Origin of the sequence: Bacillus sp. FSL L8-0358, assembly GCF_038593095.1 — a bacterium.
GTDB lineage: Bacteria > Bacillota > Bacilli > Bacillales > Bacillaceae > Bacillus > Bacillus subtilis.
This window is the reverse complement of the sequence record NZ_CP151962.1, coordinates 3938854-3959943: the sequence shown is the minus strand read 5'-3', so window position 1 is coordinate 3959943 and position 21090 is coordinate 3938854. Positions and strand designations below refer to the sequence as shown.

The following is a 21090-nucleotide window of genomic DNA, read 5'->3' as shown; positions in this document are numbered from 1 at the left end:
ATGAAAAAAGCAATGGCAATCCTGGCCGTCTTGGCGGCTGCTGCCGTAATATGCGGGCTTCTCTTTTTTCATAACGATGTTACAGACAGATTTAATCCGTTTATTCACCAGCAAGATGTCTATGTTCAGATTGATCGAGATGGCAAACATCTTAGCCCAGGCGGTACTGAATATACATTAGACGGATACAATGCATCCGGAAAAAAAGAAGAAGTGACCTTTTTCGCCGGCAAAGAGCTTCGGAAGAACGCGTATTTGAAGGTGAAGGCGAAAGGAAAGTATGTCGAGACTTGGGAAGAAGTCAAGTTTGAAGATATGCCGGACTCCGTGCAGTCAAAATTAAAGTGATTCATAAAAAACGGCACAGCGTGATGACTGTGCCGTTTTTTTATTTTTTATTTTCTTCGGCCCGTTTGATCAGCATGTCGGTGATGATATCCACCTGTTTGCTGACAGAAATCGGATCATACGGGTAGAACGTGTCAAAGTCATTGATAAACACGCGATTATGTTTAACAGCGTCAAGGTTCTTCCAAATAGAGGAATTCTCTAGCTTGTCGAGTGTTTTGCTTTCGCCTTTCGGGTTGTAATCCGTAATGAACATATAATCTGCGGCATACTCAGGAATAACCTCTTGAGAGAGCTGTTTCATCTCTCCTTTTTTGATGACATCTTGCTCAATTTTTTCAGGCGCTTTTAACCCAAGTGCATTGTATACAGCTTGGCCGCCGCGTCCGCCATTGTCATTGAACACCCAGAATTCGCCCTTGTCTGTGTTTTCATAAATGCCGAAGGTCGCATCTTTGTCGATGACGCCGGCAATTTTCTTTTTAGCTGCTTCCGCTTTTTTGTTAAAGCCAGCCATAAATGATTTTGCTTTGTCTTTCGCTCCGGCGATATCTCCGAACATGCTGACTGTGTCTTCTACGTTTTTCGCTGTGTTATAAGGTATGACAACAGTCGGAGCGATTTTCTTTAATTTATCAACATTCTCTTCATTCATGACAACAATTAAGTCAGGCTGAAGCTCCATCACTTTTTCAACGCTGATTGGATCACCAACATCCTTCACATTTTTCAGTTTTGATTTTAAAAACGGATTATCAAATGACCATGAGCCTGAGCCGACCACATTGGCCCCGACAGACAGCAATTCACCGGCATAAAAATCAGTGACGATGCGTTTCGGATGTGCAGGAATGTTGACGTTCCCTTTTGGTGATTTGTATGTTCTCAATTCTGTTTTTTCGGAAGCAGAATCGCTTGAGCTCCCTTTAGAAGCCGTGCCGCTGCAAGCGCTGACAAACATGAGAAGCAGCACAAGCAAGCCCACGAGCAATATGTTCTTTTTCATCAAGAACCCTCCCACTATGTATCTCAATAGATTAGTAATGATTATCATTATCAATTAATAATATAGCAAGAAACCTGTTCTCCGTCTATCACTATTTTTAAGGGAGAAAGTTTTTCCCGTTTATGGGTGACGCGGTATGCCTAATCGATTATTATAGGTAAATAGGAGGAGAAAAATATGGGAATTACAAAAAGAGGTTCCGCTTGGGAATGGCTGCATAGCTGGTGGATGCTGTTTATTTTCATGCCTTTTGCCATTACCAGTTTTTTTGCCTTTTTATTTATTGGCATCAAGGTTAGAAATAGAAAGTGGATCATGTACGGCATCATTTATTTTTTCATTTTTGCGTTTGGTTTTGTTTTGCCCGATCTGCCCGGTGTTTTTATTGTGGTCCCGTTATGGGCGGTGACCATTATTCATGGATTTAAAGTGCGCCCGCTGTATTTGATTCAGCTGGATGTCTACAAAGATCATGTGGAGGCGCGGGCTTTTGCCGAGGCAAGAAGTGAAGCCGAGAGCAGATTTCATGCACCGAAACAGTCTATTCAGGATATACATATTCGCAAAGAACAGTAAGAAAAAAAGCTCAACACTCGCATTGTGTTGAGCTTTTTATATGTTACTGCTGGTAGGATTGCTGCTGAAATGGCGTGTTTTGGCCGAATGGAAGTGTAGACACATTCGTATTCATGACGCTGGATTGTCCAGTAAGTTCCTGTTGCATTTGGTTGCACATGTTGACAACCTGCTGGCACTTTTGAATCGCCATGTCATGCCCGTGCAGCGCTTGCTGAATGGTATGCGCAGCTTGTTGTTCGTGGTTTAGAATCTGCTGCAGCATTTGGATGTTTTGCTGTTCCTGATGAAGCATGTGGCGATATTGCTGGCTGCTTTGCTGTGTTTGCTGAATGAGCTGCTGAGCAGTCTGGCGGCATTGGTTCAGCTGCTGCAAGCCGTGTTGTGTATTATGCATGAATGATCCCTCCATGTATCGATTGACGTGAGTCGGTATTATCATGCAACCTGATTGAAAAGAAATTCTGCAAATAAGGAACTACAATTATTTTCCTCAGCCCCTCTGTCTTTGAATGAAAACGGTAAAGATTGTATACTGGGTACAAACCCTTTTTATGTAAATGTTCCGTTTTAACATATAAGAATGGCGGAAAACGAAACCCTGAAATGGGAGAATCGTATTCCGCTTTTTTTCTTTGCTTGCTCAGAAACCGCCTTCCCCTGCAGTAAATGGGATATTCAGCCTGTTTTCTACTGTGCGGAGGCGCTGATTGAGCCGATTTAGGCGGCGTGTATGGCGTTCAACAGTCTGGCTTAGCTGATTGACCTGTTCGGCCAGCCGCGCAATTTCGCGGTTTTGACGGCGATCTTCGTTTGTTAGACGGGTTAATTCTCTCGACTGCTGTTGATTTTGCCGTTCAAGTGCTGCGATTCTTCTTTCTAATGCCGGCTGTCTATCCATTTGGTATGGATCGTATACATCCTGCTGCGGATAAGAATTGTACTCATAGTGGCTATAGTAAGGTTCCTGCTGAGGCAGCTGAGGGCTGTAATATTGATAAGGGTTCATTATGATCAATCTCCTTGTGGGTGAATTCCTTATAACTTATGTAGTCATTGGCACAGCGGCACGGCATTCGCCCAAAAAGAGGAGGAAAGGATGTGATCCCCTTGAGAAACAAATATGGCATTTTGCTTTTAACTGCTGTATGCATTATGGTATCGGGCTGCCAACAGCAAAAAGAAGAGACGCCGTTTTATTACGGAACGTGGGATGAGGGGCTTGCCCCCGGGCCAGCGGATGGCGTGAAATCAGCAACAGTCACATTTACCAAAGATGAGGTAGTGGAGACGGAAGTCATTGAAGGAAGAGGAGAGGTGCAGCTGCCTTTTATGGCATACAAGGTGATTTCCCAAAGCACTGACGGGTCTATCGAGATTCAGTACCTCGGCCCCTATTATCCGCTCAAAAGCACGCTGAAAAGGGGAGAAAACGGGACATTGATATGGGAGCAAAATGGCCAGACAAAAACGATGACAAGAATCGAATCAAAGACCGGCAGGGAGGAGAAAGATGAGAAATAAAAAAGCTGAGAGACTGGTGGCAGCGGGGCTTGTTTTACATATCATTCAGTGGATATTTATATTATGGGCTTTTCTCAAAGTCAAACATGTATTTAGTGACTATACGATCTATAACCCTAATGTCATCAGCGGCTCCATGCAGTCCTTATCGTTTATACAAATGATGCGCGCTATGATGTACTCAGGGGCAATCGTGAATTATGTTTTGTTTTTTGCCCTTGTATTGCTGATTTATGGCATAGTGCTTCATGCCATCCTGATTGTTCTGGAAATGGCGGCTTACGTCATGATCAGACGGAATCCTTCATCTTCATGGGGGTTCTTTTTCATCGCGGCGGGTGTGAAGCTTGCCATCTTGAATATAACCGGCATTCCATTTTTAGCTGCGGGCTTTCTGCTGATGAAACAGAAAAAAGCAGAAAACGGCGTCAAGGCAGAAAGAAAGCGGAAACCGCGCTTGCGTATCCGAAGACAAGGGCGGCGTCTAAATAGAATTCGGAGAAAACCATCTCTTCCGGTTGAATATCAAAAAGAAAAAACGATATGATGGGACTATAGCCTGAAAACGACATGAAGGAGATGCAGGATGTACAAACTAATTGCAATTGATATGGATGGAACACTTTTAAATGATCATCATGAAGTAACAGAGGAGGTCCGCGACGCCCTTCACGCGGCAAAAGCGGAAGGTGTCAAAATTGTGCTTTGCACCGGCCGGCCTATCGGGGGTGTGCAGAGATATTTAGATGAACTGAATTTAATTGAAGAAGGCGACTATGTCATTGCGTATAATGGAGCGCTTGTTCAAAATACGCATACAAATGAAGTGGTCTCGGAGCTGTCTCTCGGCTATGATGATTTGACTTCATTATATGACCTGAGCTTAGAGCTGAAGACGCCGATGCATTTCTTTGATTCATCTAATTTGTATACGCCTAACCGGGATATTAGCGAATTTACCGTATACGAATCCTATGTGACACAGGTGCCGCTTCATTTCCGCAAGATTGACGAGGTGCCAAAAGATATCCTCATCCCGAAAGTGATGTTTATTGATAAACCGGAGAACTTAAGCCGCGTCATTACATCGATTCCAAAAGACGTGAGAGAAAAATATACAATGGTCAAAAGCGCGCCTTTCTTTTATGAAATTCTGCACTCGGAAGCCAGCAAAGGAAATGCTGTACGCCAGCTGGCACAGCTGCTCGGAATCGAGCAGGCTGAAGTCATGAGCATAGGCGACAACGGGAACGACCTGACAATGATCGAATGGGCGGGCTGCGGGGTTGCCATGGCAAACGCCATCCCAGAAGTATTGGAAGCCGCAAACTTTCAAACACGCTCCAATAATGAACATGGTGTTGCGCATGCGATTCACGAGCTTGTTTTGTCGAAATAATGAAATCCAGCCTTCTAAAGGCTGGATTTTTTCGTTTTATTGGATGTAATGTCAATTCTTTGACGAATCGATTTGACTTTCGTTATGCTGATAAAACAAGTTGTTCACAAAATGTATGATTTTAGCCTGAATTGAAAGGGGATTGAATCAGATGTGCACAAGTCTTACATTGGAAACTGCTGACCGTAAACATGTATTAGCGAGAACAATGGATTTTGCATTTCAGCTGGGGACGGAGGTCATTCTCTATCCACGGCGTTACAGCTGGAATAGTGAAGCTGACGGAAAGGCTCATCAGACACAGTACGCATTTATCGGTATGGGGAGAAAACTTGGAAATATATTATTTGCAGACGGCGTTAATGAAAGCGGTTTATCGTGTGCTGCGCTTTATTTTCCGGGCTATGCGGAGTACGAAAAAACGATACGGGAAGACACCGTTCACATTGCCCCGCATGAGTTTGTGACATGGGTGCTGTCAGTCTGTCAGTCTTTGGAAGATGTAAAAGAAAAGATTCGATCTTTAACGATTGTAGAGAAAAAATTAGATCTATTGGATACAGTTTTACCGCTTCACTGGATATTGTCAGACCGGACGGGCCGAAGCCTGACGATAGAACCGAGAGCAGACGGCCTCAAAGTCTATGACAATCAACCTGGTGTCATGACGAACAGCCCCGACTTTATATGGCATGTAACCAATCTGCAGCAATATACAGGAATCAGACCGAAGCAATTAGAGAGCAAAGAGATGGGCGGATTAGCCCTTTCCGCTTTTGGCCAAGGCTTAGGAACTGTTGGTCTGCCGGGGGATTACACACCGCCTTCCCGGTTTGTCAGAGCTGTTTATTTGAAAGAACACCTAGAGCCGGCGGCCGATGAAACGAGAGGTGTAACAGCTGCTTTTCACATTTTGGCAAATATGACGATACCAAAGGGCGCAGTGATAACGGAAGAAGACGAAATTCATTATACGCAATATACTTCCGTGATGTGCAACGAAACTGGAAACTACTATTTCCACCACTATGACAATCGGCAAATCCAAAAAGTGAGTTTATTTCATGAAGACCTAGACCGCCTTGAGCCTAAAGTGTTTTCTGCTAAAGCAGAAGAAAGTATTCTAGAACTTAATTAAGATTCAATTAGCTGATTTCGGTATGAATCCGGGATCAGCTTATTTTTTTATGTGATGTCTCAGCTTCTGAATGAGTTGGAAAATGGACCGTTCTACGACGGCGACACGCGCGTTTATTAGCAAAGAGCAAAAGCGACGGCAAAATGCGTATGGTCGGAAGTAGAGATAAGGTACAAGCTACATTTATATAAAACTTGGATCAAAACGAGGTTCAGCATCAGACTGGTTTTGCCAGTATACAGGTTGCACAAATGCCGTCCCATGATACTGCGAAATTCTTTTCAGCTTAAAAAGAAAAATTTAATCTTAACTCATTGACAAACGTCCAAGACAAAGGTACATTTTGATTTATTCATATTAAACGACTAGGAATATAGGAGTTTATTTTTCGGATTATTCAGCCTAAAAATATGATAAAAGGAGTATCGTCATGACAAGCAAAAAGAAACAAATCAAATTAGGGGTATTTTTAGCAGGTACAGGCCATCATGTTGCGTCTTGGCGGCACCCGGACGCGCCGTCAGATGCGAGCATGAATTTGGATTATTTTAAAGAGCTTGCGAAAACAGCGGAGCGAGGCAAGCTGGATATGCTGTTTTTAGCGGACAGCCTTTCAATTGACAGCAAATCACATCCAAATGTATTAACAAGGTTTGAGCCATTCACCCTGCTCTCTGCTTTGGCGCAGGTCACATCAAAAATCGGACTGACAGCAACAGCCTCCACTACATACAGCGAGCCATTCCATATTGCCAGACAGTTTGCTTCATTGGATCATCTGTCCAATGGCCGTGCCGGATGGAACGTCGTCACTTCATCTATTGAATCCACAGCGCTGAATTTCAGCGGTGAAAAGCACCTTGAACACCATTTGCGCTATCAGCGGGCAGAGGAATTTGTCGAGATTGTAAAGGGGCTTTGGGATTCATGGGAAGAGGACGCCTTTATCCGTAATAAAGAAACGGGTGAATTCTTTGACAAAGAAAAAATGCATGAGCTGAACCACAAAGGAGACTATTTCTCGGTTCGCGGACCTCTGAACGTTTCAAGAACCCCGCAGGGCCAGCCGGTCATTATCCAGGCAGGATCATCAGGAGACGGAAAAGCGCTGGCTGCCAGAACAGCAGAAGTGATCTTCACAGCACAAAACCACCTGGAATCAGTTCAGGAATTTTATCAATCCATTAAAGAACAGGCTGCGGAATTCGGACGTGATCCAGAAAAAATTGCCATTATGCCGGGTATTTTCCCAATCATTGCCGATACAGAAGAAGCAGCGCAAGCCAAATACAAGGAGCTCCAAGATCTGATTATCCCATCTGTCGGTCTGCAAATTCTCCAAAATTACTTAGGCGGAATTGATTTGTCGGCATATCCGCTTGATGGGCCGCTGCCGAAGCTTGACGCAGAAGCTTCCAATGCGGTGAAGAGCCGCTTCAAGCTTGTTCAGGAGATGGCTGAACGTGACAATATGACGATACGAGAGCTTTACAAATACGTTGCAGGCTCCAGAGGCCACCATATCTTCGTCGGCACGCCGGAGCAGCTCGCCGACAAGATGCAGGAATGGGTGGATAAGAAAGCATGTGACGGGTTTAACATCATGCCTCCGCTTCTTCCAGAAGGAATTGAAGTGTTTGTTGATCAAGTGGTTCCGATTTTACAGGAGCGCGGCGTGTTCAGAAAAGAATATGAAGGCACAACATTACGAGAGCACTTCGGTTTGGAAAAGCCGGTAAACCGCTATGCAAAGTAAGGAGGAACGCTAGATGAAGCCACAATATCGCCTTGCAGTTGAACGTGATGCTGAACAGCTCCTCGCACTGACATTGCGGGCTTATGAACCGATTCGAAAGCTCGGCATTCGTTTTGCTGCCGCTCATGCGGATTTAGATTTGGTGCTGCAAAATATTCGGAAAAACGCTTGCTACGTCATGGAAGAAGACGGGCGGATCATTGCGACCATCACCTTGAGAATGCCTTGGGGAAAACAGCCGGGACCGTATGGCGTTCCGCATATCTGGTGGTTTGCTGTGGACCCCGACACCGGAAAAAAAGGAATCGGAACAAAGCTGCTTCAATGGCTGGAGGAAACAATCCTTCGCGATACGTTAAAGGTTCCGTTTGTCTCACTCGGAACAGCGGATAAGCATCCGTGGCTGATTGAGATGTACGAACGAAAAGGATATGTCCGCTCAGGTGAACAAGACCTTGGAAAAGGACATATCACAGTCTATATGAAAAAACAATTGCGACATGATCTATAAAAATAGAAAAGGCGGGAAAATCAAATGAAGATGAAAAAATGGACAGTGCTGGTCGTTGCTGCATTATTAGCGGTGCTCTCAGCTTGCGGCAATGGAAACAGCAGCAGTAAAGAGGATGACAATGTGCTTCATGTCGGTGCTACAGGACAAAGTTACCCATTTGCTTATAAAGAAAACGGAAAGCTGACAGGTTTTGACGTGGAAGTGATGGAAGCAGTCGCTAAGAAAATTGACATGAAACTGGACTGGAAGCTGCTTGAATTCAGCGGGCTGATGGGAGAACTTCAAACAGGCAAGCTTGACACCATTTCCAACCAGGTAGCTGTGACAGACGAACGTAAGGAAACGTATAACTTTACGAAACCATACGCTTATGCGGGAACACAGATTGTCGTCAAAAAAGACAATACAGACATCAAATCAGTAGACGATTTAAAAGGCAAGACAGTCGCAGCCGTTCTCGGTTCAAACCACGCGAAAAACCTTGAAAGCAAAGATCCTGATAAAAAAATCAATATCAAAACGTACGAAACACAAGAGGGTACGCTGAAGGATGTTGCGTACGGCCGTGTAGACGCTTATGTCAACAGCCGAACTGTATTGATCGCGCAAATCAAGAAGACCGGTTTGCCATTAAAGCTTGCAGGAGATCCGATTGTTTACGAACAGGTTGCATTCCCATTTGCCAAGGACGATGCGCACGACAAGCTCCGCAAAAAAGTCAATAAGGCGCTAGATGAATTGCGTAAAGACGGAACACTGAAAAAACTCTCTGAAAAATACTTTAATGAAGATATCACAGTAGAACAGAAGCATTAAGAAACGGCGGTGACTCACCAGAATGAACACGATTGATTGGGAATTCATGATATCAGCGTTCCCGACTTTAATTCAGGCCCTTCCGATCACGTTGTTTATGGCCATAGCGGCTATGATTTTTGCCATTATTGGAGGACTTATTCTCGCACTCATTACAAAGAACAAAATTCCAGTGCTTCATCAGCTGTCAAAGCTGTATATATCCTTTTTCCGAGGCGTGCCGACACTGGTGCAGCTGTTCTTAATCTATTACGGGCTGCCGCAGCTGTTTCCAGAGATGAGCAAAATGACAGCTCTCACAGCTGCCATCATCGGGTTAAGCTTAAAAAATGCAGCATATTTGGCAGAAATCTTCCGGGCCGCCCTCAATTCTGTTGATGACGGGCAGCTGGAGGCGTGCCTGTCTGTCGGTATGACAAAATTTCAGGCATACAGACGGATTATTTTGCCGCAAGCGATCCGAAATGCGATTCCGGCAACGGGCAATACATTTATCGGGCTCCTGAAAGAAACGTCACTGGCCTTTACATTAGGGGTCATGGAGATGTTCGCCCAAGGGAAGATGTACGCTTCAGGAAACCTCAAATATTTTGAGACGTACTTGGCGGTTGCGATCGTCTATTGGGTTCTTACCATTATCTACAGCATTTTGCAGGACTTGTTTGAACGTGCCATGAGCAAGCCATACCGGACTTAGAGGTGAAATCAGTTGATAACAGTAAAAAATATTCACAAAGCGTTTAAAGATCTCGTCGTGCTCGACGGAATCGATCTAGAAGTGAAACGCGGAGAAGTGGTGGCAATCATCGGTCCGTCCGGTTCCGGAAAATCAACGCTTCTCCGGTGCTTAAATCTATTAGAGCGTCCGGATCAAGGCCTTATTGAAATCGGAGAAGCCAAACTGAACGCGGAAAAGTTTACACGCAAGGAAGCACATCGGCTTCGCCAGCAAACGGCCATGGTCTTTCAAAACTACAATCTGTTTAAAAATAAAACGGCTCTGCAAAACATTACAGAAGCTTTAATTGTGGCTCAACATAAACCACGCGACGAAGCGAAACGTATTGGAATGGAGATTCTGAAACAAGTCGGTCTGGAGCATAAGGCTGACAGCTATCCGATCACAATGTCCGGCGGCCAGCAGCAGCGAATCGGCATCGCCCGGGCGCTTGCGGTCAATCCGCATGCGATTTTGCTGGATGAACCAACGTCAGCGCTTGACCCTGAGCTCGTCACAGGGGTGCTTCAGGTCATCAAGTCCATTGCGGAAAAGCAAACAACGATGATCATTGTTACACACGAAATGGCGTTTGCAAAAGAGGTCGCTGATCAAGTGATTTTTATGGCAGACGGCCATATTATCGAGCAGGGAACGCCAAAAGAACTGTTTGACCATCCGAAAAACGAACGGACGAAACGATTTATCAAGCAGGTGGGAGAGCCTGCAGAGCTTATATAAGAAGGGGAGAAGAACAATGGCCGACAAAGCGTTTCATACCCGTTTAATCAATATGCGGCGTGATCTTCATGAACATCCTGAGCTGTCATTTCAAGAGGTTGAAACGACGAAAAAAATCCGCCGCTGGCTTGAGGAGGAGCAAATCGAAATACTTGATGTTCCTCAATTGGAGACTGGCGTGATTGCAGAAATCAAAGGACGGGAAGACGGCCCCGTGATAGCAATACGAGCGGATATTGACGCGCTCCCGATCCAAGAACAGACGAATCTCCCGTTTGCATCTAAGGTTGATGGCACAATGCATGCGTGCGGACACGATTTTCATACTGCTTCTATTATTGGCACAGCGATGTTGCTGAATCAAAGAAGGGCCGAGCTGAAAGGTACAGTCCGCTTTATCTTTCAGCCGGCAGAAGAAATTGCCGCAGGAGCAAGAAAGGTCCTAGAAGCTGGCGTACTTAATGACGTTTCCGCGATTTTCGGCATGCACAATAAGCCGGATCTGCCTGTCGGGACCATTGGTGTAAAGGAAGGTCCGCTCATGGCAAGTGTTGACCGGTTTGAGATCGTCATCAAAGGGAAAGGCGGACACGCCGGCATCCCAAATAACAGTATCGATCCAATCGCTGCAGCCGGACAAATCATCAGCGGGCTGCAATCTGTGGTCAGCCGCAATATCAGCTCACTGCAAAACGCAGTCGTCAGTATCACAAGAGTACAGGCGGGCACGTCGTGGAACGTGATTCCAGACCAAGCTGAAATGGAGGGGACGGTTCGAACCTTTCAAAAAGAAGCGCGGCAGGCTGTTCCGGAGCATATGAGACGAGTGGCTGAAGGAATTGCAGCGGGCTATGGGGCACAAGCAGAATTCAAGTGGTTTCCTTATTTGCCTTCCGTTCAGAATGACGGCACATTTTTGAATGCGGCATCCGAAGCTGCAGCACGGCTTGGCTATCAAACCGTTCACGCTGAGCAGTCTCCGGGCGGAGAAGACTTCGCTCTGTATCAAGAGAAGATTCCGGGATTTTTTGTCTGGATGGGAACGAACGGGACGGAGGAGTGGCATCATCCGGCCTTTACACTGGATGAAGATGCCCTTACGGTTGCCTCTCAATACTTTGCGGAGCTGGCGGTTATTGTATTGGAGACCATCAAATGAGCAAACAAGGGCTGACAGCAGGTCTTGCAGAGGCTGTGAGAACGTCACAACCTGAGCATTCAGTTGACGCGATTCGCGAAGCAAAAAAAGGATTACTTGATTTTACTGCCGCTTCATTCGCAGGAAGAGAAGATAAAGGAATTCAAAAGCTGCTCCGTCTGATAGAGGATGAAGGAGGCCGGCCCCTTGTTCCTATTATCGGACAGGACAAAAAAGCCGCGCCATTACAATCCACGATGCTGAATGGATTTATCGCCCATGCATTGGATTTTGATGATGTCCACTCCGATGTAAGAGGACACCCCAGTGCAGTCATCGTACCGGCCCTTATTGCATCTGCCGCTTGCGGACATGACGAGCGGCTTCTTGGCGCTTATATTGTTGGTGTTGAAGTGATGGCACGGCTGGGAGAATCAATTGGCAGCTGCCACTATGAAAAGGGCTGGCATAATACAGGTACGCTTGGTGCCATCGCTGCTGCCTGCGCCGTAGGTTATGCTGAGGAGCTGACTCAGGAAGAGCTGGAAAAAGCAATTGGTTTTGCGGCTACGCAATCTGCTGGGATGAGGGTGCAATTTGGAACAGAAATGAAACCGCTGCACGCCGGTCTGGCGGCTCAGGCTGGCTTGCTGGCCGTTAAGCTGGCCCAATCAGAATTTGGCGGGTCCCGCACGGCACTTGATGGAGAAACTGGTTTCTTCAGTCTGTACGGTGACGTTGAAAAAGCACAACATACTTTGCTAAACGATTGGGGGGCACCGTGGAGAATTGTGCAGCCGGGCCTATGGTTTAAAATCTATCCATTATGTTCCGCGGCACACCATGCTGCAGATGCGGTACGACAGCTTATCTCCGAAGAAGTCATTTCTGCTGCCAATACCGAACGTATTGAAGTGATTTTTCCGCCAGGCGGAGATGCTGCATTGACGGAAAGATCTCCAAAAACTGGAGAGGAAGGCCGTTTCAGCGTTGAATATGTGATTGCTCTTGCTTTGCATGGACACGACCTGACCGTTGAACATTTCAACAGCCAGCCGATCCCAAACGGCATTCAAACGACAATAGGGCATATTCAGCGCGTATATGACAATGCTACTCAGCCGGCTCCCCATGCCGTTCCAAAAGGCCGTTTCACGATTGTCCGGGCCTATTTATCAGACGGCCGGATTTGCGAAGCGCGTGTGGACTGCCCAAAAGGGGCGCCAGGAAATGAGCTGTCTGAAGAGAACATAATAGAAAAATTGACATTAACGGTCCCGCAAGAAAAAGCGCGGCGCATCATAACAGCCGTTGAAAAAGCCGATATAAAAGAATTTTTAGCTCATATTGAATAAGATCAACTCTATTCAGCGATTTCAGATGATATGATAAAAGCAACATACGTTTGAAAAAGGAGAAAACCATGACGGTGAATGACGCGGTTGTATTCATTTTGGCTGCCTTTTTACTATGGGGAGCGGCGGATTATTGTTTGGGAAACAGATGGGAGCTAGGCGAGCGGTTTGCGGACGGCTTTAAGGCTATGGGGCCGCTGGCGCTGTCCATGATCGGAATTGTGTCGCTGGCGCCCGTGCTGGCAGCAATCCTGATTCCCATTGTTGCTCCGTTTTACACGGCGATTGGCGCGGACCCTTCTTCCTTTGCGAACACCATTTTGGCGATTGATATGGGAGGATATGCGCTGGCTGGAGAAATGGCGAAAGATCCGCAGGCCGGGCTGTTTTCATGGGTGTTTTTAGGAACAATGATGGGACCGGCAATCGTCTTCACGATTCCCGTCGCTCTTGGCATCATCGAAAAAGAGGATCATCCGTATTTTGCGAAAGGCATATTAATCGGGCTGTGCACAGTGCCGATCGGTTGCTTAATCGGCGGATTATGCGCAGGCTTTGACATCGGCATGATAGGTAAAAATCTTCTGATCCCGAGTCTGTTATCTGCTGTGATCGCTTTTGGGTTATGGCGATACACCGACAGAATGATTCAGTTGTTTCATCTCTTCGGGAAAGCGGTCAGTGTGGTTGCGATTATCGGGCTTGCAGCTGTTTCAGTTGAAACGATGACCGGCATTGTGCTGATTCCGGGAATGGAGAATGTCGAGACAGGGATACAAACGACAGGGACCATCGCCATTGCCTTGGCAGGGGCGTTTCCAATGACGGCTTTTATTACAAAAACCTTTAAAAAACCGCTTCAGGCCCTGGGGAAACACCTTCATTTAGATGAGACAGCAACAGCAGGATTAGTGACCTCTTTGGCGCATCATATCCCGATGCTGGCTTCATTAAAGAATATGACGCCGAGAGGAAAGGTTATCAATGTCGCGTTTGCGGTCAGCGGCGCCTTTGTACTCGGCAGCCATCTCGGTTTTGTAGCTGGAATGAAAAAAGAAATGGCGGCGGCCATGATCATTGGGAAATTAGCAGGCGGAGTCACAGCTGCCGCAGCGGCTGCTTGGATGACACCTGCACAATCAGCTAAACAGCAAAAACGTATCTCAGCCAGCCATAGCTGAGCAGAAGCTGTTTCAACTTTGTCCAATCGGGAATGTTACAGTAAAGATTTCTGTGAAAGAGGGTTGGACACATGGCGGTGAAAGACCGGTACATGTCAAAAATAAAACAGGAAACCAAGCCTTGGATCAAACGATTCGGGAGGCTTGGTTATTTTGCATTCGGCGGCGTTTTTATTCTGCTTGGGGTTTTGGCTTTTATGACGGCTGCCGGGGCAGGCCGCGCCAAAGATTCGAGCGGAGCGCTCCAAACGCTATCACGCATGCCGTATGGGTCACTATTGCTTTTTTTAATAGGCATCGGCCTTATCGGCTATGTGATCTGGATGGTGTTAAGCGCAATCAAGGACACAGAGGGGCACGGAAACAGCAGGCGAGGCCTGTCACGGAGAATAGGAAACTTTTTCAGTGCCGCCGTTTATACATCCATCGCTTGGAATGCCTTGCGATTTGTGTTTGGCCAAGGGGACGGCGGCACTTCAGAACAGACGTGGTCCGCTTATGTATTGGCGCAGCCATTCGGCCAATGGCTCACAGGGCTTACGGGTGCGGGTTTTATCGTATTTGCGATTGTTCAATTTATGAAAGGCGTTCGGGCTGCTTTTATGAAAGAATTCGATACATCAAAAATGAACAAACAGATGATATGCATCACGAAAAACACCGGGCGCGCAGGCAATATCGCCCGCGCCATTATTTTCTCAGCCATCGGCTATTTTCTCATTAAGACAGCCATGACCGCTGATCCTGACGACACAAGAGGCTTTGACGGCGCGCTCGCCGAACTCGCGCAGCAGCCGCATGGCAAATTGATTCTGTCTATATTGGCATTAGGCCTGATCCTATATGGAATGTACGCCATTATGAAAGGCATTTATCAGCATATGACCTGGGAGAAATAAGCTCTGGGCAGGTCCGCGCCCAGAGCGTTTTTCAGTTTCTTAGAAATCAGGTGGATGAAAGCCGGCGCCAGCCTGTATAATAAAAGCAAATCAAAAGCAGTTTTATCAGGACTGATCCACAGGGAGGTGCAGAATGGATCGGGAAAAACAACAATTAAGCATAGAAGCGGCAAGGCTTTACTATCAGTCTGACTACAGTCAGCAGCAAATTGCTGAGCAGCTCAACATTTCAAGGCCAACCGTTTCCCGGCTGTTGCAATATGCAAAGGAAAAAGGGTATGTCCAGATTCGCGTCATGGACCCTTTTGAGGATTTGGATGCGCTCGGTTCCATACTTGAAGAGAAATACGGGCTCCTTGAGGCGCATGTTGTGTTTTCCCCGACACCCGATTATGCAGGAATTACACATGACCTAAGCCGCTATGGTGCAGAATATATGCATGAAACGGTAAAAGACGGCGACATTGTCGGCGTCAGCTGGGGAACCACCATGTATCAAATCGCGCAAAACATGCAGCCGAAGCAGGTAAAAGGCGTCGAGGTCGTCCAGCTAAAAGGCGGCATCAGCCATTCCCGGGTAAACACGTATTCGGCTGAAACGATTCAGCTGTTTGCAGAGGCTTTTCAAACGATGCCGCGCTATCTCCCGCTTCCCGTCGTGTTTGATAATGCGGATGTGAAGCGAATGGTGGAGAAAGACCGTCATATTGAGCGGATCATCGAGATGGGAAAGCAGGCGAATATCGCTCTCTTCACGGTGGGGACTGTCCGTGACGAAGCGCTGTTGTTCCGGCTCGGATATTTTAACGAAGAAGAGAAAGCCCTGCTGAAAAAACAAGCCGTCGGGGATATTTGTTCACGCTTTTTTGATGCGAAAGGGAATATTTGCAGCAGCGCCATCAATGACCGGACCATCGGTGTTGAGCTTGAAGACCTCAGGCTGAAGGAACGCTCTATTTTAGTTGCCGGCGGAAGCAGAAAAGTATCTTCCATTCACGGAGCATTAACCGGAAAATATGCCAACGTTTTAATCATTGACCAGCATACCGCGAGGGCGCTTGTTAATGATTTGTGACACGTTCAAACCTTTCATTGAACAAAATTTCAATTACCAATTTACATATGTTCAAAAGTCGGTTATGCTAAAAAATATCTTAACAAAAAAGGAAGTGTGCGAAGGATGTCATTAGCCAACATAATTGATCATACAGCTTTGAAACCGCATACACAAAAAGCGGACATTCTAAAACTAATTGAAGAAGCGAAAACATACAAATTTGCTTCAGTATGTGTCAATCCGACATGGGTGGAGCTTGCTGCAAAAGAGCTTAAGGGAACTGGAGTCGACGTTTGTACGGTCATCGGCTTCCCGCTCGGTGCCAATACAACTGAAACAAAAGCGTTCGAAACAAAAGACGCCATTTCAAAAGGCGCCACTGAAGTGGATATGGTCATTAATATTGCCGCTTTAAAAGACAAGGAAGACGATGTGGTGGAAGCTGATATCCGCGGTGTAGTGGAAGCTGCAGCCGGAAAAGCGCTTGTCAAAGTCATTATCGAAACGTGCCTTCTGACTGATGAAGAAAAAGAACGTGCATGCCGTTTAGCGGTGTCTGCGGGAGCGGATTTCGTAAAAACATCAACAGGCTTTTCTACAGGCGGCGCAACGAAGGAAGATATCGCCTTAATGCGCAAAACAGTAGGACCTGATATCGGCGTGAAAGCATCTGGCGGCGTCAGAACGAAAGAAGATGTAGACACAATGGTAGAGGCCGGAGCAAGCCGAATTGGCGCCAGCGCAGGCGTTTCTATCGTAAAAGGAGAAAATGCATCAGGCGGAGACAACTATTAAGAGCTGACGGAAGGCAGACTGCTTTCCGTTTTCTGAGGAAACAGTGATTGTAAGCGAATACAAATAAAGGAGAAACACATATGAAGTATTTGATTGGGATTATCGGTTTAATCGTGTTTTTAGGCCTCGCGTGGATCGCGAGCAGCGGCAAAAAAAGAATTAAGATCCGCCCAATTGTTGTTATGCTCATTTTGCAATTTATTCTTGGCTACATTCTCCTCAATACCGGGATAGGGAATTTCCTCGTGGGAGGATTTGCAAAAGGATTCGGTTACCTGCTTGAATACGCGGCTGAGGGAATTAACTTTGTGTTTGGCGGCTTGGTGAATGCGAACCAAACGACATTCTTTATGAATGTTCTCTTGCCAATCGTGTTTATTTCCGCTCTGATCGGGATTCTGCAAAAGTGGAAAGTCCTCCCGTTTATCATTAGATATATCGGCCTTGCCCTCAGCAAGGTAAACGGTATGGGAAGATTGGAATCGTATAACGCAGTGGCTTCTGCGATTTTAGGGCAGTCAGAAGTATTTATCTCCTTGAAGAAAGAACTCGGTCTTTTAAATCAGCAGCGCTTGTACACGCTTTGTGCATCTGCGATGTCAACTGTATCAATGTCGATTGTCGGCGCGTATATGACAATGCTGAAACCGGAATATGTTGTAACAGCGCTGGTCTTGAACTTATTTGGCGGTTTCATAATTGCTTCTATTATTAATCCGTACGAGGTTGCAAAAGAAGAGGATATGCTTCGTGTTGAGGAAGAAGAAAAACAATCCTTCTTCGAAGTGCTCGGAGAATACATCCTTGACGGTTTCAAAGTAGCGGTTGTCGTCGCTGCGATGCTGATTGGATTTGTCGCGATTATTGCCTTGATCAATGGCATTTTTAATGCAGTATTCGGTATTTCGTTCCAAGGCATTCTTGGATATGTGTTTGCTCCATTCGCTTTTCTTGTGGGTATCCCATGGAATGAAGCTGTTAATGCGGGAAGCATTATGGCAACAAAAATGGTATCGAATGAATTTGTCGCCATGACGTCGCTTACGCAAAACGGTTTCCATTTCAGCGGCCGTACAACAGCGATCGTATCGGTATTCCTTGTGTCATTTGCGAACTTCTCCTCAATCGGAATCATTGCCGGTGCCGTAAAAGGACTGAATGAAAAGCAAGGAAATGTCGTCGCTCGTTTCGGCTTGAAATTATTATACGGTGCTACTCTTGTCAGCTTTTTATCAGCAGCAATTGTGGGCTTGATTTACTGAACTTAATCGAAAAGGATCGGTGACCAAACATGAGAATGGTAGATATCATCATCAAAAAACAAAACGGAAAAGAACTCACCACTGAAGAAATTCAATTTTTCGTGAACGGCTATACAGACGGAAGCATTCCTGATTATCAGGCAAGCGCGCTTGCTATGGCGATTTTCTTCCAGGATATGAGTGACCGTGAACGCGCGGACTTGACGATGGCTATGGTGAACTCCGGTGAAACGATTGATCTTTCTGCCATTGAAGGAATTAAAGTGGATAAACACTCCACCGGCGGCGTCGGCGACACGACAACGCTCGTTCTCGCTCCGCTTGTTGCGGCTCTTGATGTGCCGGTTGCTAAGATGTCCGGCCGCGGCCTCGGCCATACGGGCGGCACGATTGATAAGTTAGAGGCAATCGATGGCTTCCACGTGGAACTGACGAAGGATGAATTTATTAAACTTGTGAACCGCGACAAGGTTGCGGTCATCGGCCAAAGCGGCAATTTAACGCCGGCTGATAAAAAACTGTACGCGCTTCGTGATGTAACGGGAACGGTCAATTCCATTCCGCTCATTGCAAGCTCGATTATGAGCAAAAAAATCGCTGCCGGGGCGGACGCCATCGTGCTTGACGTAAAAACGGGTGCGGGCGCCTTCATGAAAACAGAAGAAGACGCTGCTGAACTTGCCAAAGCGATGGTACGGATCGGAAATAACGTCGGCCGTCAAACAATGGCTGTCATTTCAGACATGTCCCAGCCGCTCGGCTTTGCGATCGGAAATGCGCTTGAGGTCAAAGAAGCGATCGACACACTCAAAGGCGAGGGGCCTGAGGATCTTCATGAGCTTGTCTTAACGCTTGGCAGCCAGATGGTTGTGCTTGCGAAAAAAGCCGATACATTGGACGAAGCAAGAGCGAAGCTGGAAGAAGTCATGAAAAACGGCAAAGCGCTTGAGAAATTCAAGGATTTCCTGAAAAACCAAGGCGGCGACAGCTCAATTGTTGACGATCCGTCTAAGCTTCCGCAAGCCGCATATCAAATTGATGTGCCTGCCAAAGAAGCGGGTGTCGTCTCTGAAATCGTTGCGGACGAAATCGGCGTCGCGGCGATGCTGTTAGGTGCCGGCCGCGCCACAAAAGAAGACGAAATCGATTTAGCCGTCGGCATCATGCTCCGCAAAAAGGTCGGCGACAAAGTAGAAAAAGGGGAACCGCTCGTAACGCTTTACGCTAACCGAGAAAACGTCGATGAAGTCATCGCAAAAGTCTATGACAACATCCGCATCGCCGCGGAAGCGAAGGCGCCGAAGCTGATTCATACGTTAATTACAGAATAAAAAATAAAGCACATCCCATGCTGAGCGGGGTGTGCTTTTTTAATTATAGGATGTGATCGGCTGGATATTCTTCTTGGCTGATTTTTTTCGCTTTTGTAACATTTCTTTTGAAATGGTAGATGAGATAGCAAAGGATGATACAAGGAACTCCGCAGAAAAGTGCGATTCTTTGATTGGGATCAAAAGCAAGACCGATACAAGAAGCAGAACATAATAAGAGAGCGGCTATAGGCATAAGAGGATAAAGCGGCGTGCGAAATGTCAGATCTTTTACATTCCCCCCTTTTTTCAGAAATCTCTTTCGAAACAAGAGCTGGGACAAGGCAATGCTCATCCAGACCACGACTCCTGCAAATCCAGCAATTGCGACCATCACCACATAGACAGTTCCAGGGGCCACGATACTGGAAACGAGAGATAAACAAGATACAGCCATACTGATCATTAAGGCATTTAAAGGAATGCCTTTAGAGGTCACTTTCTTAAAACGGGAGCTGATCATATTTTCATTTGCTAACGACCACATCATACGTGTCGAAGCATATAAGCCTGAGTTGGCGACAGACAGCAAGGCTGTTAATATCACGAAATTCATAATATCAGCAGCGTAAGGGATTCCGATCTCCGCAAATACGGCTACAAACGGGCTTTCAATCACGCCTGCGTCCTTCCACGAAATCAATCCGGATAATATGAAGACAGCGCCAATGAAAAAAATCACGGTTCTCCATGCGACATTACGGATGGATCGCGGTATATCCTTTTGAGGATTTACTGATTCTCCTGCTGTAACGCCGATTAACTCTGTACCGGAAAAGGCGAAGCTCACAGATATCATCGCGATAAAAACGGCAAGAAAGCCATTCGGAAACAGCCCGCCATGGTCCGTGAAGTTTGACAACATAGGAGCATCCGCCGTTCCGTTTAAAGAGATCAGGCCAAACATGGCGGCTCCTCCTAAAATGATAAATAAAATAATGGTGACAATCTTTACGCTGGAAAACCAAAATTCAGTCTCCGCAAATAACTTAACTGAAAATGCGTTGCATATAAAAAGAAGGGCTGCAAAAATCGCACTCCACATCCATACACTGCTGTCAGGGAACCAGCGCTGCATGAGAATACCGGATGCGGTAAACTCAGAGCCTACCGTCACCACCCAATTGATCCAGTACATGATGCCGACCATAAAACCGGTAGATGGACCGATGAATGTTGTAGCATATTTTTGAAAAGAGCCGGTCACCGGCATGGCAACCGACAATTCGCCGAGACATTGCATGACGAGGTACATCATCAACCCGCCGATTACATAAGCGAGTATTGTACCACCGGGCCCGGCTTGATGTAGCGTATAGCCTGTACTGAGGAAAAGTCCTGTGCCTATGACGCCTCCCAATGAAATCATAAATAGGTGCCTGCTTTTCATTGTGCGTTTTAGCTGTTGGCTGCTGTTCTCCTGAAGATTCACTATCTCGCCCTCCTTTTAGCTGCCATTCCTTAGGCAGATGAGTTCTTATACCCAAAATACAACCT

The 21090-nt window shown here is 46.3% G+C and carries 23 protein-coding genes; 19 read left to right on the top strand and 4 right to left on the bottom strand.

Annotated features, from left to right (window positions below; all coding sequences use genetic code 11):
- Entirely contained in the window at nucleotides 1-348 is a 348-nt protein-coding gene (locus NYE49_RS20325) for a YxeA family protein (RefSeq protein WP_015715011.1), read from the top strand.
- Nucleotides 349-388: 40 nt separating this feature from the next.
- On the opposite strand, the gene NYE49_RS20320 is transcribed toward NYE49_RS20325, so the two are convergent.
- A complete protein-coding gene (locus NYE49_RS20320) occupies nucleotides 389-1354 on the bottom strand; it encodes an iron-hydroxamate ABC transporter substrate-binding protein (protein ID WP_047183452.1) in 966 nt (321 codons plus the stop codon).
- A gap of 177 nt (nucleotides 1355-1531) precedes the next feature.
- On the opposite strand from NYE49_RS20320, the gene NYE49_RS20315 reads away from it, so the two are divergent.
- On the top strand, nucleotides 1532-1930 hold the full coding sequence (locus NYE49_RS20315) for a hypothetical protein (protein ID WP_003227087.1): 399 nt from the start codon (nucleotides 1532-1534) through the stop codon (nucleotides 1928-1930).
- Nucleotides 1931-1973: 43 nt separating this feature from the next.
- Here the strand turns inward: NYE49_RS20315 and NYE49_RS20310 are convergent, their stop codons facing one another.
- The gene (locus NYE49_RS20310; RefSeq protein WP_043858345.1) at nucleotides 1974-2327 is read right to left on the bottom strand and encodes a hypothetical protein; all 354 of its coding nucleotides are present in this window, start codon (nucleotides 2325-2327) and stop codon (nucleotides 1974-1976) included.
- Nucleotides 2328-2573: 246 nt separating this feature from the next.
- A complete protein-coding gene (gene cotNE, locus NYE49_RS20305) occupies nucleotides 2574-2939 on the bottom strand; it encodes an inner spore coat protein CotNE (protein ID WP_326209053.1) in 366 nt (121 codons plus the stop codon).
- A gap of 146 nt (nucleotides 2940-3085) precedes the next feature.
- On the opposite strand from cotNE, the gene NYE49_RS20300 reads away from it, so the two are divergent.
- The 17 genes from NYE49_RS20300 to NYE49_RS20220 all read left to right on the top strand — a co-directional run bounded on the left by NYE49_RS20300 (nucleotide 3086) and on the right by NYE49_RS20220 (nucleotide 19554).
- Nucleotides 3086-3454 (top strand): DUF3255 family protein, encoded by a 369-nt coding sequence (locus NYE49_RS20300; RefSeq protein WP_327845776.1) that lies wholly within the window; start codon nucleotides 3086-3088, stop codon nucleotides 3452-3454.
- Nucleotides 3444-4001, top strand: a complete 558-nt coding sequence (locus tag NYE49_RS20295; protein ID WP_342410717.1) for a hypothetical protein — start codon at nucleotides 3444-3446, stop codon at nucleotides 3999-4001. The genes NYE49_RS20300 and NYE49_RS20295 overlap by 11 nt, the downstream gene beginning before the upstream one ends.
- A 39-nt stretch (nucleotides 4002-4040) precedes the next feature.
- Complete coding sequence (yidA, locus tag NYE49_RS20290; RefSeq protein ID WP_133954152.1) at nucleotides 4041-4853, top strand: sugar-phosphatase; 813 nt, start codon at nucleotides 4041-4043, stop codon at nucleotides 4851-4853.
- A gap of 151 nt (nucleotides 4854-5004) precedes the next feature.
- Nucleotides 5005-5991 (top strand): penicillin V amidase, encoded by a 987-nt coding sequence (yxeI, locus tag NYE49_RS20285; RefSeq protein WP_342410716.1) that lies wholly within the window; start codon nucleotides 5005-5007, stop codon nucleotides 5989-5991.
- 430 nt (nucleotides 5992-6421) lie between these two features.
- Nucleotides 6422-7747 (top strand): LLM class flavin-dependent oxidoreductase, encoded by a 1326-nt coding sequence (locus tag NYE49_RS20280; RefSeq protein WP_342410714.1) that lies wholly within the window; start codon nucleotides 6422-6424, stop codon nucleotides 7745-7747.
- 13 nt (nucleotides 7748-7760) lie between these two features.
- On the top strand, nucleotides 7761-8258 hold the full coding sequence (gene snaB / locus NYE49_RS20275) for a sulfur-containing aminoacid acetyltransferase SnaB (RefSeq protein WP_014478464.1): 498 nt from the start codon (nucleotides 7761-7763) through the stop codon (nucleotides 8256-8258).
- Nucleotides 8259-8282: 24 nt separating this feature from the next.
- The gene (locus NYE49_RS20270; RefSeq protein ID WP_003227109.1) at nucleotides 8283-9077 is read left to right on the top strand and encodes an amino acid ABC transporter substrate-binding protein; all 795 of its coding nucleotides are present in this window, start codon (nucleotides 8283-8285) and stop codon (nucleotides 9075-9077) included.
- A gap of 22 nt (nucleotides 9078-9099) precedes the next feature.
- The gene (locus tag NYE49_RS20265) at nucleotides 9100-9774 is read left to right on the top strand and encodes an amino acid ABC transporter permease (RefSeq protein WP_003243465.1); all 675 of its coding nucleotides are present in this window, start codon (nucleotides 9100-9102) and stop codon (nucleotides 9772-9774) included.
- A gap of 12 nt (nucleotides 9775-9786) precedes the next feature.
- A complete protein-coding gene (locus NYE49_RS20260) occupies nucleotides 9787-10536 on the top strand; it encodes an amino acid ABC transporter ATP-binding protein (RefSeq protein ID WP_342410710.1) in 750 nt (249 codons plus the stop codon).
- A 16-nt stretch (nucleotides 10537-10552) separates the two neighbouring features.
- Complete coding sequence (gene sndB, locus NYE49_RS20255; RefSeq protein ID WP_342410709.1) at nucleotides 10553-11695, top strand: N-acetyl-sulfur-metabolite deacetylase SndB; 1143 nt, start codon at nucleotides 10553-10555, stop codon at nucleotides 11693-11695.
- Nucleotides 11692-13029, top strand: coding sequence for an MmgE/PrpD family protein (locus NYE49_RS20250; RefSeq protein WP_342410707.1), 1338 nt, complete (start codon nucleotides 11692-11694; stop codon nucleotides 13027-13029). The genes sndB and NYE49_RS20250 overlap by 4 nt, the downstream gene beginning before the upstream one ends.
- A 68-nt stretch (nucleotides 13030-13097) precedes the next feature.
- Nucleotides 13098-14210, top strand: coding sequence for an ethanolamine utilization protein EutH (gene eutH / locus NYE49_RS20245; protein ID WP_342410706.1), 1113 nt, complete (start codon nucleotides 13098-13100; stop codon nucleotides 14208-14210).
- 71 nt (nucleotides 14211-14281) lie between these two features.
- Nucleotides 14282-15109, top strand: a complete 828-nt coding sequence (locus NYE49_RS20240; RefSeq protein WP_015385093.1) for a DUF1206 domain-containing protein — start codon at nucleotides 14282-14284, stop codon at nucleotides 15107-15109.
- Between the two features lie 133 nt (nucleotides 15110-15242).
- Nucleotides 15243-16184 (top strand): DNA-binding transcriptional repressor DeoR, encoded by a 942-nt coding sequence (gene deoR, locus NYE49_RS20235; RefSeq protein WP_014478458.1) that lies wholly within the window; start codon nucleotides 15243-15245, stop codon nucleotides 16182-16184.
- Between the two features lie 105 nt (nucleotides 16185-16289).
- On the top strand, nucleotides 16290-16961 hold the full coding sequence (deoC, locus tag NYE49_RS20230) for a deoxyribose-phosphate aldolase (RefSeq protein WP_003227127.1): 672 nt from the start codon (nucleotides 16290-16292) through the stop codon (nucleotides 16959-16961).
- 80 nt (nucleotides 16962-17041) lie between these two features.
- Nucleotides 17042-18223, top strand: coding sequence for a nucleoside permease NupC (gene nupC, locus NYE49_RS20225; RefSeq protein WP_173614377.1), 1182 nt, complete (start codon nucleotides 17042-17044; stop codon nucleotides 18221-18223).
- Between the two features lie 29 nt (nucleotides 18224-18252).
- Complete coding sequence (locus tag NYE49_RS20220; protein WP_003227132.1) at nucleotides 18253-19554, top strand: pyrimidine-nucleoside phosphorylase; 1302 nt, start codon at nucleotides 18253-18255, stop codon at nucleotides 19552-19554.
- Between the two features lie 43 nt (nucleotides 19555-19597).
- Here NYE49_RS20220 and NYE49_RS20215 read toward each other — a convergent pair whose 3' ends face one another.
- The gene (locus tag NYE49_RS20215; protein ID WP_342410703.1) at nucleotides 19598-21025 is read right to left on the bottom strand and encodes an amino acid permease; all 1428 of its coding nucleotides are present in this window, start codon (nucleotides 21023-21025) and stop codon (nucleotides 19598-19600) included.
- Nucleotides 21026-21090 lie beyond the last annotated feature (65 nt).

Excerpts from the sequence above, each read along its gene's own strand:
- yidA (WP_133954152.1), top strand. The coding sequence starts at position 4,041 with ATGTACAAACTAATTGCAATTGATATGGATGGAACACTTTTAAATGAT.
- NYE49_RS20315 (WP_003227087.1), top strand. The coding sequence starts at position 1,532 with ATGGGAATTACAAAAAGAGGTTCCGCTTGGGAATGGCTGCATAGCTGG.
- NYE49_RS20250 (WP_342410707.1), top strand. The coding sequence starts at position 11,692 with ATGAGCAAACAAGGGCTGACAGCAGGTCTTGCAGAGGCTGTGAGAACG.
- NYE49_RS20280 (WP_342410714.1), top strand. The coding sequence starts at position 6,422 with ATGACAAGCAAAAAGAAACAAATCAAATTAGGGGTATTTTTAGCAGGT.
- NYE49_RS20320 (WP_047183452.1), bottom strand. The coding sequence starts at position 1,354 with ATGAAAAAGAACATATTGCTCGTGGGCTTGCTTGTGCTGCTTCTCATG.
- deoC (WP_003227127.1), top strand. The coding sequence starts at position 16,290 with ATGTCATTAGCCAACATAATTGATCATACAGCTTTGAAACCGCATACA.
- NYE49_RS20220 (WP_003227132.1), top strand. The coding sequence starts at position 18,253 with ATGAGAATGGTAGATATCATCATCAAAAAACAAAACGGAAAAGAACTC.
- deoR (WP_014478458.1), top strand. The coding sequence starts at position 15,243 with ATGGATCGGGAAAAACAACAATTAAGCATAGAAGCGGCAAGGCTTTAC.
- yxeI (WP_342410716.1), top strand. The coding sequence starts at position 5,005 with ATGTGCACAAGTCTTACATTGGAAACTGCTGACCGTAAACATGTATTA.
- NYE49_RS20310 (WP_043858345.1), bottom strand. The coding sequence starts at position 2,327 with ATGCATAATACACAACACGGCTTGCAGCAGCTGAACCAATGCCGCCAG.
- sndB (WP_342410709.1), top strand. The coding sequence starts at position 10,553 with ATGGCCGACAAAGCGTTTCATACCCGTTTAATCAATATGCGGCGTGAT.
- nupC (WP_173614377.1), top strand. The coding sequence starts at position 17,042 with ATGAAGTATTTGATTGGGATTATCGGTTTAATCGTGTTTTTAGGCCTC.
- NYE49_RS20300 (WP_327845776.1), top strand. The coding sequence starts at position 3,086 with ATGGTATCGGGCTGCCAACAGCAAAAAGAAGAGACGCCGTTTTATTAC.
- NYE49_RS20295 (WP_342410717.1), top strand. The coding sequence starts at position 3,444 with ATGAGAAATAAAAAAGCTGAGAGACTGGTGGCAGCGGGGCTTGTTTTA.
- NYE49_RS20265 (WP_003243465.1), top strand. The coding sequence starts at position 9,100 with ATGAACACGATTGATTGGGAATTCATGATATCAGCGTTCCCGACTTTA.
- NYE49_RS20240 (WP_015385093.1), top strand. The coding sequence starts at position 14,282 with ATGGCGGTGAAAGACCGGTACATGTCAAAAATAAAACAGGAAACCAAG.
- cotNE (WP_326209053.1), bottom strand. The coding sequence starts at position 2,939 with ATGAACCCTTATCAATATTACAGCCCTCAGCTGCCTCAGCAGGAACCT.
- eutH (WP_342410706.1), top strand. The coding sequence starts at position 13,098 with ATGACGGTGAATGACGCGGTTGTATTCATTTTGGCTGCCTTTTTACTA.
- snaB (WP_014478464.1), top strand. The coding sequence starts at position 7,761 with ATGAAGCCACAATATCGCCTTGCAGTTGAACGTGATGCTGAACAGCTC.
- NYE49_RS20325 (WP_015715011.1), top strand. The coding sequence starts at position 1 with ATGAAAAAAGCAATGGCAATCCTGGCCGTCTTGGCGGCTGCTGCCGTA.
- NYE49_RS20270 (WP_003227109.1), top strand. The coding sequence starts at position 8,283 with ATGAAGATGAAAAAATGGACAGTGCTGGTCGTTGCTGCATTATTAGCG.